Raw genomic sequence first — 15,762 nt, forward strand, 5'->3', positions numbered from 1 at the left:
TTGGTATATGATAAAAAGGATTAATTTTTTGTGATAAAATTAGGTCCAATACCTGTAGAAAAACTTCCTAAACGATTCCCAACTAAGCTGTAGTATTGTACTTCTCCATTTGAGGCGAAATCTTTAGCATCACCAATATAAATGGCATTGTTGATGATTTCAAATGAATAGATGTACGTTGCGTTAGAATTGAATAAAGGTGTTGTAGGTAATGTAGTCGCTTGCGTAGACAATTTGTACACTGCACCATTTAAAGTATAGTACAATTGATCATTTTCTTCGGCTAAGAAACGTGGATTTTGACCTTCTGAAAAGTTTAATGTTTTAGCGACTGAATGAGTTGCTAAATTCAATTGAACTAATTTTCCTGGAGAGGCATCTCCACCCCACGTCACTCCTGAACATAATACATATACGAACCCATCTTCTTCAACAAGTGCAGATGGAACATCACCCACCACTACATTGTTTAAAGTATTAGAATTTAAGTTATAAATAGAAACAGAATTTCCGTTGCTCCAACCTCCCGAATGGGCAATAACCAATTGATTGTTCTCTACTAAGATTTGATCTGGACCTTCAATAACCTCAATTTTTTTAACGAATCCTAAGTCTGCTTTACGGAAAACAGCGATGAAATCATCATTTGGGTTAGAGGCATCTCCCCAGTTTGTTACATAGATATTTTGGTCATCTGAAGCGATATATCGGGGATTATTTAAATTTGATGCAATGGTACCTACTGAACGAAAAGTGTTTTCATCCACCACTTCAATTTTGTTGGAAAGGTTTACGACAATATATCCTTTATCATCATCAAAATGCATGCTCGTCGCAACATTTCCTAAAGTTTGAGAAGGATTTACTGTTCTAAAAATATTTTGTGTTGCTGTTCCATTTTTAAAAAATGTGACTTCAGCATTATTGCTTCCCATAGCACCTTCGTTTAAGACAAAGATTCCCTCATGATAATCCCCTGTTTGTGCTGTTGTTGGTGTATCATCATCCGAAGTACACGATTGTAATGTAATTGTAGTAGCGATGAAGGCGTAAAGTAGAAATTTGAAATTTTTCATTTTATTATAGTTTGATGTTTATTGCGAATTGATAGTTGATTCCAGGCATATAACGGTTTTCAATACTCTGATATGCATGATCGAAAATATTGTTTACTGTAAATTGTGTTCGGAAAATGGAATTAAATGCATACCCTAAACCGACGTTTGAAGTCCAATAACTTGGAATGGTTTTTTGATTGTCAGTTTGGGTATACACTTGATCGATCCAACGATTTTGCATATAGATGTTCCATTTTTTCCATTGGTAATTCGCATTGATATGAAACTGATGCTTTGGAACATACATTAAAGTTTTATCTGTCAATTGATTCTTTGATTCCGTATAAGAATAGAGTCCTCGAAATGACAATTGATTCCATTGATAATCAGCGATGATTTCAGCGCCATAGGTTTTCACATGATTGTGATTAACAGGAGTCCAATACGACGATTGATTGTTTGGAATCCATTGAATCATGTCTTTTATATCATTGTAATAGATATTGGTTTGGATGTTCAAATTTTTTGCTTTCCAATCATTTCCTAATTCCAACTGAAATGCTTTTTCGGCTTTTAATGCTTCGTTACCACCAGTTTCCCAAAATAAATCATTGAATGTTGGAATGCGATAATTGTTCGAAACGTTTAAACGGATTTGGTACCGATCGACCGGCTTATAATTGATGCCTAATGCATAAGTAAACGGAACATCATAGACTGATGAGAAGTCTTGTCGAATACTTGCTTCATAATGCAGTTGATCAGAAAGTTCATACTTGTAAAGTAATCCTAATCCAAACATATTACGATCAGATGTCGAAATGTTTGTTCCTAAACCTTTAGAATACGTGTTTTCAGCAATTAAACTCAACGACTGTTTATGCGAGAAGTTATAATTCAAATAATATTTTGCAATCCAATTGTTGACTTCTAAATCTTGTGTGGTTGTACTGTTTCGATTCGGATAAAATTGATTGGATTCGTGTGTATACGCTAATTTTAAATCGGAATTCCAACGGTTGCTTTTCATTAACCATTGGCCCATGATGCGATAATCTTGATTGCTATACATTGTGGGCGTTTCAAACTGATCCGTTAAGCTGAATTCTCGTGATCCAAAATTGAATTGGGAATACAAACGCAATTGATGATCGTTTAATCTAATTCCAGCATGGGCATCGATCGTATTAAAGTAATATTTTCCGTTTCGATTTTTTTTCAGGTGATTATTAATTTTATAATCATTATCCGATTGAAAACGAGCATATCCGACAGTTGAAGTAAAATTATCTTTGGCATAATGCAGTTGATAATTTCCTTGATACGAATCAAAACTCCCGTAATTTAAATCTAAGGATTGAGAAAGTTGGTTATCCCACTTCATCTGATCCATTAAATGAATACTTCCACCGATTGCTCCTGTACCATAGGCGATACTTCCACCGCCAGGTTTCACAATGATAGCATCATAGGATTTAGCATTAATTGGAGAAAAATCAGTTTGTCCATTAATGGAAGAGTTAATATTAATTCCGTTCCAGATAACCGCCGTTTGTGATGCGGAAGTGCCTCGGAAAGAAGGTGAAGAAACCATTCCAACACCGTTTTCTTTGAAATAGACGGGGGATTCAAATTGCAACAATTGGCTCAATGAGGCATTGTTCTTCTTTAAGATGCTATCGTTTAATTTGATTTGCGATTGGCTTTTGTAGTGATGCGATAAAAAAGGATCCGTGAGAACGACTTCTTGTAAATGGATCGAATCACTTTGACCAAAAGCAACGGTCGCAGCTAAAACCAATAAAATGAAATATTTTTTCATATGTTTTGACACCTTTCTCCCCGAAAGTGTTTAAAATTTAGGGTTAACGAATGGCAGGTTTCCTGACTTGTTTCAATTCTTTTAAGCCTTCCCATTTATCTAAAAACAGTGGCGTGAAGTATAAAAAGAATAGTTTTGAAACGTACAGTTGCGGGGACAGTTTTGGATTTGAACCAAATTCCCTTTTAACTCAATTTTCTGAGCACCATTGCATTTACAAAACTAAACGATTTTTTAAATTTTCAAAGATTTAAGGCCTAAATTATTTCTTTAACCCGCTATTTGAGATATAAATTAATATTTCCTAACTTTTTTATTACATTTGCTTTAGGAAAAAAATAAAGTAACGAAATCAAATCACAATGGCTATAAAAACTTTTAGAGAAGTAATCGCTGAAGCAATGAGTGAAGAAATGCGTCGCGATGAATCTGTCTACTTAATGGGGGAAGAGGTTGCTGAATACAATGGTGCCTATAAAGCTTCAAAAGGAATGTTAGATGAATTCGGACCGAAACGTGTTATTGATACTCCTATTGCTGAATCTGGATTTACAGGAATTGCAGTGGGTTCTACATTAACAGGATGTCGTCCTATTGTAGAGTTTATGACATTTAACTTCTCATTAGTTGCAATCGACCAAATCGTAAATAACGCAGCAAAAATATACCAAATGTCTGGTGGACAGTGGAATTGTCCAATTGTTTTCCGTGGACCTACAGCCTCAGCAGGACAATTAGGAGCAACTCACTCACAAGCATTTGAGAATTGGTATGCAAATGTACCAGGACTTAAAGTTGTTGTCCCTTCTAATCCATACGACGCAAAAGGATTATTAAAATCAGCAATCCGCGACAATGATCCTGTTATTTTTATGGAATCAGAGCAGATGTACGGTGATAAAATGGAAATTCCAGAAGAGGAATATTTAATTCCAATTGGAAAAGCAGATATCAAACGTGAAGGGAAAGATGTTACAATCGTTTCTTTTGGTAAAATTATGAAGCAAGCTTTATTAGCTGCAGAAGAGTTAGCTAAAGAAGGAATTGAAGCTGAAGTCATTGATATCCGTACAGTACGTCCAATGGATTATGATACAATCATTGCATCTGTTAAGAAAACAAATCGTTTAGTGATTTTAGAAGAAGCTTGGCCTTTTGCTTCTGTTTCAACTGAAATTACGTATATGGTTCAACAAAAAGCATTTGATTATTTAGATGCTCCGATCAAACGTATCACAACGAAAGATACATCAGCTCCATACGCACCAAACTTATTCCAAGAATGGTTCCCACAAGCGAAAGAAGTGGTAGACGCGGTTAAAGCTGTGATGTACAAGTCGTAATATGAATTATTAACATCATTATAAATTAAGTCTAGCATGTATTTTGCTAGGCTTTATTTTTTTAACTCGATTTAACAAAAATGTCAACCAAAAACTATTTTTCTATACTACTCTTATTCGGTGCATATTTCATTTATGCCCAAGTAAAAATCCAAGGAAAAGTCTTAGAAGCCACAACGGGAAAGCCAGTGGCCTATGCTGACGTTCGTTTACCTGAACTAAAAGTAGGGACAACAACAAATTCGGATGGATCTTTTTACGTGGAATCCACAGGTAATACGAATAAATTAGTGATCACAAAATCTGGTTATCAGAGATATGATTATGAAATTGTAGAAAAGATTGACTTTAATTTTTTAGCTGAATTAGAATTGGAAGCAGAAGATCCTAGTGACTTTATTGATGATTCAGGGGATGGAATTGCGTTAGGTACTGCAACTGTTACAGGTAAGAAAAAGCAAAGGGTTAAGAAAAAAGAAAATCCTGCTTATGCTATACTTCGAGAAGTATGGGCAAGGCGTAAGACCAATGGTCTAAAGAAAATTCCACAGTATTCGTATAATGAATACGAAAAGTTGCAATTTGATTTGAGCAACATTGATTCTGCTTTTATGAAACGCAAAATCTTTAAGGGTTTTGAATTTGTTTTCGAAAAAGTAGACACTTCATCGGTGAATGGTAAAACTTATTTACCCGCATTTTTAAATGAATCCATTTATAAAGTAGAGGGAATCAATCAACCCAAAAGTTTAGAGCGTCGTGTATTAGAAGCCAATAAAACATCTGGTTTCGAAAACAATGATGCTGTATCTGCTACGGTAAAAAATTTATTCAAAGATGTTAATATTTACGATAATCGCTTAAATTTTCTCAACATCAAATTTGTGTCTCCTATTGCAACTGATGGTTTTGCCGTATACGATTACGAATTAAAAGATACCATTGATATTGATGGAGTAGAAACCTATCGTATCAAATATTTTCCACGTCGAGAAGGAGAATTGACATTTAAAGGTGATATGTATATCGCCAAGGATTCATATGCCGTTAAATCCATTGATTTGGAAACAACAAAGGATATGAATGTCAATTTTGTACGTAATATTTTTATGGCCTTAGAATTTGATATTGTCAATGATTCGGTATTCTATCCCAAAAAGGAATATGCAATGTTGGATATGACCATACTTTCTAAAAAAGAGAGTTCGAAAGGTTTATTTGCGCATCGTACAGTGAATTATTACAACTATGATTTGGAAAGTCGACAGCCGGATGACTATTATGCCCAACGTATTGATCCTGCTTTAAATGCTGTAAACACAAAAGATTCTTCTTATTGGGCAGCAAATCGACCAGAAGCACTTACGAAGGATCAAGAAGGAATTTATGAAACGTTGGATCAATTGAATGAGATTCCAAAATTCAATCGGATTGTAAAGACGTTAGAAGTATTAGGTTCAGGATATTATCGTGTAGGAAATATTGATATTGGAAATCTATACAATTCATTCGGATATAATAAAATCGAAGGGTTTCGTTTAAGAGCGGGCGCAAGAACCTATTTCTCTCAGAATGATATGTGGCGTGCGCAAGGTTTTTTAGCGTATGGATTTGATGATAACAAATTTAAATATGGTGCTGATTTACGTTTTATGTTCAATAAGTACAATCGTTTTCAAGTCGGAATTGGTACAAAACGCGATGTAGAACAATTAGCCGCACAATTAACGGCATCGGATGGAATTATGACGCGAAGTTTTGCCTCTTCATCCATTATCAATCAAGGAGATAACTTTTTTTTAAGTTCCAATAACTTAACCAATGTGTATGCATCGATTGAGCCATGGAAGAATGTAATATTCCGATTAGATGGGAATTATCAACGCATAAAACCGGCATCTCGTGAATATTTTTCTATTGCCTATGATAAAAATGGTGTGGTACAAGAAAATTTAACCAATTCATCCATCAGTTTTTCGATTATCGCTAAGCCTGGAGCAAAGTATTCACAGTATGGAATTGATCGTTTGGAGATGACGACTTTAGCGCCAACATTGATGTTACGTTATACCAAAGGGTTGAAAGGTGTAATCGATTCTGATTTTGAATTTGATAAAATCCAATTTTTATACACTCAACCGATTTTAGTAGGCTCATTGGGAAGATCGTTATTAACGGTAGAAGCTGGGAAAACTTTTCAAGGTGTACCTTTATCGTTATTGAGTGCGATTCCCGGGAACGAAAGTTATGGTCAGGTTTATGGTACATTCTCACAATTGGATTACTATGAATTCGTGACGGATGAATATATAACAATGAATTGGGAACATCATTTTAATGGATGGATTTTAAACAAATTACCGCTTATTAAAAAATTAAAATTAAGAGAAGTCGCTTTTTTAAGAGCTGCTTATGGTGATATCTCTGAGAAAAGTATCAACATCAATCGTTCAACGATTAATTACTTCGCACCGAATCAACAAATCTATTATGAATATGGATTTGGAATCGAAAATATAGGGTGGGGAAATATTCGTCCGATTCGAATTGATTTTAATTGGCGCGGAAATTATAATAATTTGCCAGATGTTCGTAAATTTGGGGTGACTTTAGGATTACAATGGGACTTCTAAAGTATTGAATTTAAAGATTAATAAATATTAAATAAGTTAAAAATGACTTTTGACGCGATTATTGAAATCCCAAGAGGATCTCGCAACAAATATGAAATGGATCACGAAACAGGAAGAATCCGTTTTGACCGTGTATTATATTCTCCAATGCAATACCCAGCAGATTACGGGTTTGTAGAAAACACATTAGCGTTAGACGGTGATCCAATCGACGTATTAGTTTTCTTAACTGAGCCAACTGTACCAGGTTGTGTAATCGAAGTTAAAACGATTGGTGTTTTAAACATGTCTGATGACAAAGGTCGTGATGAGAAATTAATTTGTGTACCAGTTGCTGATCCAACTTGGAACAAATTAGAAGATATCAACGATATGAACGAGCACACTTTAAAAGCAGTTGAGCACTTCTTTAAAGTATACAAAGATTTAGAAAACAAAACATGTATCGTAGAAGGATATGGTGATAAAGCGCAAGCTGAAAAATTATTCCACGAAGCTGTTGAGCGTTTCAAAACAGAAGGAGGTCACTAAGATTCGATTTTTCTAAATATAGTAAAGCCACTCAATTGAGTGGCTTTTTTATTTGATTTACTTACTTTTATGTTAACACAAATATGAATTAACATGAAGAAAATTTTTACAGCTTCTTTGGCTTTAATCGGAGCCATGGTATTTGGACAATATACAACTCCAAATACTGGACAAACTTATACGATCGATCAATTGGATCAATTAACGGATATTATCACTTATGATCAAGCAACCAATCGATATGTATTATCAGAAAATTTAACCATCAGTGAATCTGATACATTTTTAGCTGAAACCGACTATGTTTTAGCCATTGCAGAAGGTAAACTAATTACAGTTGCTGGAAATATTCAGATTAATGCTCCTCAAGAGGTTCATTTTACATCTACACAACCAGGTTCGACTTATTTCCAAGGTCTACGTTTAGAAGATACTTCTACAGCTCAATTTACAAAATTTAAAATGACCTATGGTGGAGGAATTCGAGTATTGGGTGAAAATTTCTTTATGGACCAATCGGAAGTATCTTATCAAAATTCAGGGATATCTACTGGAGCAGCAATTAATTTTTCAGCAGGAAATCCTACCATTCAAAATTCTCGATTCATTGAAAATGATACTCCAGCAGTTGCTTCAGGCGCCAATCAGTCCGTTGCCTTAAACTATTTCAATAATTATTTGGTTGGAAATAATAAATCCAATTCCAATCGTCCACAAATCAATATGGGACCAAGTGGTACAGGTAGTGTCACGCGAATCATAGGAAATACAATTTTAGGGAATCGTTCCTTAACACGTGTAGGAGGTGTGTCTGTCTCGAGTTTATTAGGAGTAAATAATGAATTATGGATTGAGAATAATCTTATAAAAGATAACCGATATGGAATCACAGCTTCTGGTGGTAATACGAAAGGAAATATCATCAATAACCAAATAATTGATAACAACACAGAACCTATCCCTGCTAATGGAGGAAGTGGCATTAATATTTATTTGGCTCAGAACCCAGAAGATTATGTCATTAATATTCTAGGAAATGAAATCAAAGGAAATCTTTGGGGAATTACGAACATCGGTAATGGAGCTTATATCCATTTAGGAGACGAAACAAATTATGGCAATAATGTTTTCGAAAATAATGGGAATGAAGGGGTAATTTATGCTCTTTATAATAATTCTCCTGTCGAAATTTCAGCTAAAGGAAATTGTTGGGATCCGGTCTTGACAGACGAAAGAGTGGAAGAGGTTATAGTGCATTACAATGACGACTCTACTTTGGGATTAGTCGATTATTCTGACTATGGGTGTTTATTAAATACGACAGAGATTATCCCTACAAAAATAAAAATTTATCCAAATCCAAATCAAGGACAATTTGTGATTGAATCAGAAATAAATGATCAGTATCAAATTTATGATTTGACTGGAAAACTAATGAAATCGGGTGCATTGATTCAAGGGAAAAATTCAGTAAACACTTCGCTTCGTAAAGGGGTCTACGTTTTAAAAACAACATCATCTACTTATAAAATGATAATAAATCATTAGTCTTTTATAATATATTGGTAATAAATTTGTTATAAGTCTTAAAACACTATTATATGAAGTTACAGTTATTCACTATTTTAATCGCGTTATTAGGATTTATATCCTGCTCCAATAATGACGATAATAATCGAAACACAGATACCATCGAAATTCCGGATGAGGTTAACATGGATTTGTTAATGGGAACTTGGAATTTTAAAGGAGAAGGGATTTATCATGATTTTTTTCCAGGCTATCATAATACCGTTGTTCCAGAAGAAGGGTTAGAGTGTGTATATCAAGGGTATCTAAAATTCAATCCATCTGATAATACATTTACGCAGGTAAGTTATTATTATAATGGTTATGATAATAGTTGTTCTCCTACATACTATATGGGAACTTTTTCAGTAAGCGGTAAAACATTTACTTTAAATTTTATAAGATACGGACAAGAGGTTTCTGTTACATATCAAGTTAAACGTTTATATCAAAATAAATTAGAAGTTATACAACCGTCTTGGAGTGAGGAAGATAGAAGTGTATTATATGTTACTTATTATGAAAAATAAATTACAAATACTATTTATATTATTGGGAATATTAGGGTTATATTCTTGTAATAGCGATGATGATAGCAATTCAAATTCGAACTCCAATTATTTAGAAGGAATATGGCAATGGGAAAATGTAGGTACCTATAAATTTGAGAATGACGTACTGATTGATTCAACCATAGAAGCCTTTGCACAACCTAATCGTCAGGCGTGTATGAAACAGAAAAAAATTCAATTTACTTCAGACGATTTTTTAGAAAATCATTTGATCCATTATAATAATGGTTGTGAATTTAGAACGATGAAATTCCCATACGAATTAGGTGATGGCGAATTTAAAATCAATACATCAGAGTATAAAAGAAAATTCTTTTACAAGAAAATTTCAAATACAGAAATGAGAGTATATTACTATAAGCTAAATATGCCAAATGGTCAAGTATGGTATGATTATGAGACTTATAAAAGAATAAATTAAATATGAAAATCCACCTTTTAAAGGTGGATTTTTTATTTGAGATAAATACAAATATGAGAATTATAGCTAAGTTTAATGTAGAATATTAATACATGAAGATAATACCAATACTGGCTTGTACGATTTTAACTACAATATCGTTAAAAGCGCAATCTAATCAATTCATTTTAGATCAAATCAATACCGAAGTATCTCAGAATGGACAAGCGTATCAATTACTTAAATCAGCAACCGAAAAAATTGGTCACCGTGCAACTGGGACAAAAAATGGAATTGAAGCTGAAGAACTTGCAGCAGAAATTTTAAGATCATATGGTTATGATGTTACTTTTCAAGAATTCTCATTTAATGGTTGGAATAGAAAAAGTCTTGAATTAGAAATCAATGGAAAAAAAATAGAATCTGTAGCCTTAGCTCATTCTCCTGCCTTAGCACAAGTTGAGTCAGAATTGGTGGATTTAGGAAATGGACTTGAAGAAGATTATCTAAAATTAAGTAAGAAATTAGATGGTCAAATTGTATTTGCTTCTTTAGGTTTAATGGAGGGTACATCAAAAGAGGTTAAGAATTTACATCGTTCAGAGAAAACGGCCTTGGCTTTAAAGTATGGAGCAAAAGGTATAATCTTGTATAACCAGGCTAAAGGTGGAATTTTATTAACAGGGACAGCATCTGTGACGGGTGATATTATCGATATTCCTGCTATAAATATTTCGTATGAAGATGGTTTGAAGATCAAGCAAATGATTGCATCTCAAAAAATGGTTGCCAAAATAGATATGAAAAATGATGTGGGACCAATGAAGGGACGCAACGTAATTGCTCGTAGATTAGGAAAAGAATTACCTCAAGAAAAAATTGTACTTGGAGGACATTTGGATAGTTGGGATTTAGCCAATGGTGCAATTGATAATGGTGTTGGTAGTTTTTCAATCATAGATGTGGCTCGAACTTACAAATCGTTGAATTTAGAAAATAAAAGAACAATAGAATTCGTACTTTTTATGGGGGAAGAGATTGGTTTACTAGGCTCTAAACATTATGTAAATCAAGCTTTAAAAGATGGTTCAATAGAGCAAATTAAAGCGATGTCTAATATGGATATGACAACAAATCCAAAATCTTATTTTTCAACAATGAATTCTTCAAAAGGATTTTTAGATCATTTGTCTAAAGATGTGCGTCAATATATAACTGATTTTAAAGAGAATTCAGTTGTAAATGTTGGTTTGCATTCAGATCATCAGCCTTTTATGTTAGCAGGAATTCCGATTATTGGTTTGTCTGATAGTCAGTTTAAAGAAGGGGCATTAAATTGTTACCATGCCGATTGTGATACATTTGATTTTGTGGAAGAAGTTGGTTTAAAAAACAACGTGATTTTAGAAACATATTTACTTTATAATTTAAGTAATTCATCACAATTTCCTTCTAAAAGATGGACAGATGAAGAGACTAAAAATGAAATGATTAAAGGGAATTTAGAAACTCCCCTGCGTATTTCAGGTGATTGGAGATGGAAATAAATAAAAATCCACCATTTGGTGGATTTTTTATGAAGATTATTTTTCTTTCAATTTAACTGTAAAATGTCTTAAAATATCAGCTTCCCAAGTAATCTCGTAACCAGACTTGATTTCTTCACGACGATCAAAAATGTTTTTTAATGCAACAGCAATATAATCCATATGACTTTGGAAATATGTACGCCTTGGAATAGCTAAACGCAATAATTCTAATTTGGGATAGCGATTTTCTCTCGTTTCTGGATCGCGATCGGCTAATATCGTTCCAATTTCTACACCTCTTACCCCAGCTTCTTTATACAATTCAATTCCTAAGGTTTGAGCAGGAAACTCTTCACGTGGAACATGAGGTAAAAATTTTACAGCATCTATAAAGATGGCATGTCCACCAATTGGTTGTTGAATTGGAATTCCATATTCAATTAGTTTGTTTCCAAGGTACTCCACTTGTGAAATTCGAGATTTGAGATAAGGATATTCTGTCGCTTCATTTAGACCTTGTGCTAAAGCTGCTAAGTCACGACCAGCTAATCCACCATAACTTAAATAGCCTTCATAAATGATTCCAAAATTACCACATACTTTATATAGCTCTTCGTTGTTTAGTGCAATAAATCCACCAATATTAACTAATCCATCTTTTTTTGAAGACATGGTCATCCCTTCACCTAAAGCAAAAACGGTTTTGCAAATTTCTTTAATGCTTGCGTTTTTGAATTCTTCCTCTCTTTCTTTAATAAAATATGCATTTTCAGCAAAACGTGCAGAATCGAAGAAGATCGGAATTCCGTATTTGTCGGACAAGGCCTTAACTTTTCTGATATTATCAACAGAAACTGGTTGACCACCAGATGAGTTACAAGTAATCGTGATTAAAGTAAAAGGGATATTTTCTTTTCCATATTTCTTATAAACTTCTTCAAGTTTATGAAGATCGATATTTCCTTTGAACGGATGAATTAATTCACTATCAAACGCTTCATCAATTGTACAATCGATAGCATGGGCTTTTCTAAATTCAATATGTCCTTTTGTTGTATCAAAATGTGAATTTCCAGGAATAACATTTCCTTCTTTGACTAAGGCAGAAAATAATACGTTTTCTGCAGCACGTCCTTGATGTGTTGGTAACACATATTCATATCCAGTGATCTGATTTACCGTAGATTTTAATTTTTGAAACGATTGCGATCCAGCATAGCTTTCATCACCTGTCATCATTGCTCCCCATTGTTTATCAGACATTGCTCCTGTTCCGGAGTCAGTTAATAAATCAATAAAGACTTTTTGACTTTCAAGATTAAATAAGTTATAATCTTTTTCTTTGATCCATGCTTCACGCTCTTCACGTGTCGAAGGATAGATTTCTTCCACCATTTTTATTCGAAATGGTTCAGCGAAAGGTAGTTCCATCATTTTTTTGTTTGCTTTTGAATGTTAAATTTATAAAAGCTAAACGAGAAAAATGACTAAAAATTGGAGTAAAATAAAAAATCCTTAACGCTATAAGGTTAAGGACTTTATTTTTTTCTGATTAATTAGTCAATTACGGGAACTGGTCTTTTATTTTCGTTGATGGCAACTAAAGTAAATGTACCTGTAATGGCTTTATCACGACCATCTCTGTACATACTTTCAATAAAAACATCAATCTGTACATCTAAACTTGTACGACCTACACGTACTACTTTCCCTACGAATTCGACTAATGTACCTGCAGGAATTGAATGTTTAAAATCAATTTTATCACTACTTACCGTTACAATAGGCTTACGACAAAAACGCGTTGCTGTCATAAAAGCGATTTCATCCATTAAATACATTACTGCACCACCAAACATTGTTTTATGGTGATTTGTATCTCCAGGAAAAACAGCTTTAAAAACACGTGTTTCAGATTCAATAATTCGTTGTTCAATTAACTCCTCTCTTGTTTTACTTTCCATTTCTTTAATCATATCTACACACTACTTCTATTAAAATGTATATGTGATAATGTTTTTGTGGTGATTGAGAATAAAATCTCATTTGAATAGAGCTTCAATCCGCGAAAGCATTATCCATTAGGCCCATCAATTGGTAATCTGACTTTTCATGCGATCATGAATTACAGTTGCGCGACAGTTCGTGATTTTCACACGATTCCCCAATTGTTGAGTCCGAGCATTTTGCAAAGATAGAGAGATTCGTGTAAAGGAATGTTTTAATTAACGTATTATTTTATTGCATAATTCTTGTACCTTCAACATCAACTGATTTAAAAAACGATGAAAATAAAATTGATTAAAAATTTAATCCATAATGATAGAGAGTGGAACGACTTTATTTCGAGCTCGAATAACTTAACCAATAAAGTTATTCAAGATGTCAATTTCTGTACAAAAAATGTAGATTGGGAGAATTTAATATTAGACAATACTTCCTTTTTAGGATGTACCTTTCGCAAAGATGAAGCTATTCCATTAATTGAAAGAGGCGCATTTGTTTATCCTAAATTTAAGGATTTGCCTTATAATCCGTATCGAGGGAAATTATATTCATGGCAAGAATTAATGGAAGGATATTCAAAAGATCATGACAATAGTATAGATATTAATATTTATAAACATTTTATAAAACATAAATACAATCCACCCGTTTCAGAAGCCTTAGCTCAACGGCTACACGATCATTCCATTGATGATGCATTAAGAAGAATCCTAGAATATGATGACTTAGGCATGACGAAGAAAAAAGTCGTGGGATTTATGGGAGGTCATTCTACAAGAAGAGGAATACAATTTTATACCGAAACAGCAATTGCAGCACAATTAGCCACTCAAAAAGGGTATTATGTAGTAACTGGTGGTGGTCCTGGAATAATGGAAGCTGCTAATTTGGGTGCATATATGGGGAATTATTCTAAACAAGAATTATTTGATGCGATATCGATCTTAAAGGATTTAGATTTTGATAATATAGAAAATCCTGATTATTTAGCGAAAAATTTTCAAGAAAGATCGTTAGAAGTTTTAGCGAAATATCCGAATGGAGCAGAAAGTTTAGCTATTCCGACTTGGTTTTATGGGCATGAGCCGTCTAATTTATTTGCCACTTATATTGCAAAATATTTTTCGAATAGTATTCGTGAAGACATATTGCTTACCATTAGTTTATATGGATTAGTCTTTGCACCAGGTAGTGCAGGAACAACACAAGAAATTTTTCAAGAAGCTGCTCAGAATCATTATGGTACCTCGGGATATTATAGCCCTATGGTATTTTTAGGGAAGAAAAGATATGTAGAAGATACTTCGATTTATTCTGTTTTACATCAATTAGCTCAAGGTAGAGTGTATAAGGATTTACTCTTTTTGACAGATAGTGCTGAATTAACAATTGATTTTATTGAAAAACATCCACCAATACGTGTATCATAAATTAAAAAAGCGAACGCATGCGTTCGCTTTTTTCCTAACATAACTTAACTAAGGTGTCTGATATTGTTCAACAATAAACGTTGACTTAATATTAGCGGGGGTTAATAAACTTTGAGTTGTTGAGTTAAAAGTATTAGTTCCATCTGCTGTAACAGCATTTTTTCCTATTCTTAAATATTCAGTACTAGCAACATTTCTTCCCCTACAAGCAACAGCAATATCATATGAAGTACCTACGGCAAATGGTTGATTATTTCCATCTCGATCAATAACTCCAGAAACAGTTATAATTTTAAATGAATTACGATCTCCAATGATTACTTCTGGTCTTATGACCTTTAATTTATAACTGTTATTTCCTTCAGACGATTTTTTAACAAAAAAACCACAGGTATAACTTACAATATTATTATTTGTTGATCCAGTTCGAGTGTATTTTAGTACCATAGTTTGAAATTGAGCACTAATACTATTTGTAGGTGTATCAAATGTGAATGATGTTTTTAAATCTGGCATTAAAACCCAACTTTTACCACTTGTATTAAGAGCATCATTTAAGTTATCAGGTGTAGTTTGACTAACATCATTGATTAATAAACCATTCGTAGATTCCAAAATCATTTTATCTTTAATCATGATAGAACCTGTAAAATCAACAGGTTGTGGTAAATGATCCCATCCTGGATATCCATTATTTAGAATTTTATAATAGGTATTCTCAGCTCCGGTAGGATTCGGAGAGATTAATTGACCTCTAATCAATAAACTCTCAACATCTAATAAGGCTTGAGGATCTTCAACTCCAATACCTACTTGTCCGTATAATTTAGGAAAAGTTAAAAGCATTAATATATATAGATATTTCATA

The 15,762-nt window shown here is 33.4% G+C and carries 13 protein-coding genes and 2 riboswitches; of the genes, 8 read left to right on the forward strand and 5 right to left on the reverse strand.

Features of this window, described 5'->3' with window-relative positions; all coding sequences use genetic code 11:
* Window positions 1-20: 20 nt before the first annotated feature.
* Window positions 21-1,076 carry a YncE family protein gene (locus AC1QSP_RS10920; RefSeq protein ID WP_484078714.1) on the reverse strand — a complete coding sequence of 352 codons (1,056 nt, stop codon included), beginning with the start codon at window positions 1,074-1,076 and terminating at the stop codon, window positions 21-23.
* A 4-nt stretch (window positions 1,077-1,080) separates the two neighbouring features.
* Window positions 1,081-2,880, reverse strand: a complete 1,800-nt coding sequence (locus AC1QSP_RS10925) for a TonB-dependent receptor plug domain-containing protein (RefSeq protein WP_484078715.1) — start codon at window positions 2,878-2,880, stop codon at window positions 1,081-1,083.
* A gap of 35 nt (window positions 2,881-2,915) precedes the next feature.
* A riboswitch (cobalamin riboswitch) is annotated at window positions 2,916-3,105 on the reverse strand.
* A 137-nt stretch (window positions 3,106-3,242) separates the two neighbouring features.
* On the opposite strand from AC1QSP_RS10925, the gene AC1QSP_RS10930 reads away from it, so the two are divergent.
* From AC1QSP_RS10930 to AC1QSP_RS10960, 7 genes are all read left to right on the forward strand, one after another.
* Complete coding sequence (locus AC1QSP_RS10930; protein WP_484078716.1) at window positions 3,243-4,223, forward strand: pyruvate dehydrogenase complex E1 component subunit beta; 981 nt, start codon at window positions 3,243-3,245, stop codon at window positions 4,221-4,223.
* 80 nt (window positions 4,224-4,303) lie between these two features.
* A complete protein-coding gene (locus AC1QSP_RS10935) occupies window positions 4,304-6,856 on the forward strand; it encodes a DUF5686 family protein (protein WP_484078717.1) in 2,553 nt (850 codons plus the stop codon).
* A gap of 42 nt (window positions 6,857-6,898) precedes the next feature.
* Complete coding sequence (locus tag AC1QSP_RS10940; protein WP_322971265.1) at window positions 6,899-7,387, forward strand: inorganic diphosphatase; 489 nt, start codon at window positions 6,899-6,901, stop codon at window positions 7,385-7,387.
* 93 nt (window positions 7,388-7,480) lie between these two features.
* Window positions 7,481-8,935: a T9SS type A sorting domain-containing protein gene (locus AC1QSP_RS10945; RefSeq protein WP_484078718.1), complete on the forward strand. Its 1,455-nt coding sequence runs from the start codon at window positions 7,481-7,483 to the stop codon at window positions 8,933-8,935.
* A gap of 53 nt (window positions 8,936-8,988) precedes the next feature.
* Window positions 8,989-9,486: a lipocalin family protein gene (locus AC1QSP_RS10950; protein WP_484078719.1), complete on the forward strand. Its 498-nt coding sequence runs from the start codon at window positions 8,989-8,991 to the stop codon at window positions 9,484-9,486.
* On the forward strand, window positions 9,464-9,949 hold the full coding sequence (locus tag AC1QSP_RS10955) for a hypothetical protein (RefSeq protein WP_484078720.1): 486 nt from the start codon (window positions 9,464-9,466) through the stop codon (window positions 9,947-9,949). Before AC1QSP_RS10950 ends, AC1QSP_RS10955 begins: the two co-directional genes overlap by 23 nt.
* Window positions 9,950-10,041: 92 nt before the next feature.
* The gene (locus tag AC1QSP_RS10960; protein ID WP_484078721.1) at window positions 10,042-11,475 is read left to right on the forward strand and encodes a M28 family peptidase; all 1,434 of its coding nucleotides are present in this window, start codon (window positions 10,042-10,044) and stop codon (window positions 11,473-11,475) included.
* 36 nt (window positions 11,476-11,511) lie between these two features.
* On the opposite strand, the gene tnaA is transcribed toward AC1QSP_RS10960, so the two are convergent.
* Both tnaA and AC1QSP_RS10970 read right to left on the reverse strand, forming a co-directional pair.
* On the reverse strand, window positions 11,512-12,888 hold the full coding sequence (gene tnaA, locus AC1QSP_RS10965) for a tryptophanase TnaA (protein ID WP_484080404.1): 1,377 nt from the start codon (window positions 12,886-12,888) through the stop codon (window positions 11,512-11,514).
* Between the two features lie 125 nt (window positions 12,889-13,013).
* Window positions 13,014-13,421: an acyl-CoA thioesterase gene (locus tag AC1QSP_RS10970; protein WP_322971261.1), complete on the reverse strand. Its 408-nt coding sequence runs from the start codon at window positions 13,419-13,421 to the stop codon at window positions 13,014-13,016.
* 81 nt (window positions 13,422-13,502) lie between these two features.
* Window positions 13,503-13,648: riboswitch (adenosylcobalamin (AdoCbl) riboswitch) on the reverse strand.
* Between the two features lie 94 nt (window positions 13,649-13,742).
* On the opposite strand from AC1QSP_RS10970, the gene AC1QSP_RS10975 reads away from it, so the two are divergent.
* Window positions 13,743-14,894, forward strand: coding sequence for an LOG family protein (locus tag AC1QSP_RS10975; protein WP_484078722.1), 1,152 nt, complete (start codon window positions 13,743-13,745; stop codon window positions 14,892-14,894).
* A 48-nt stretch (window positions 14,895-14,942) separates the two neighbouring features.
* Here the strand turns inward: AC1QSP_RS10975 and AC1QSP_RS10980 are convergent, their stop codons facing one another.
* Window positions 14,943-15,761 (reverse strand): hypothetical protein, encoded by an 819-nt coding sequence (locus AC1QSP_RS10980; protein ID WP_484078723.1) that lies wholly within the window; start codon window positions 15,759-15,761, stop codon window positions 14,943-14,945.
* Window position 15,762 lies beyond the last annotated feature (1 nt).

The sequence above is a fragment of the Faecalibacter sp. genome, assembly GCF_057177045.1.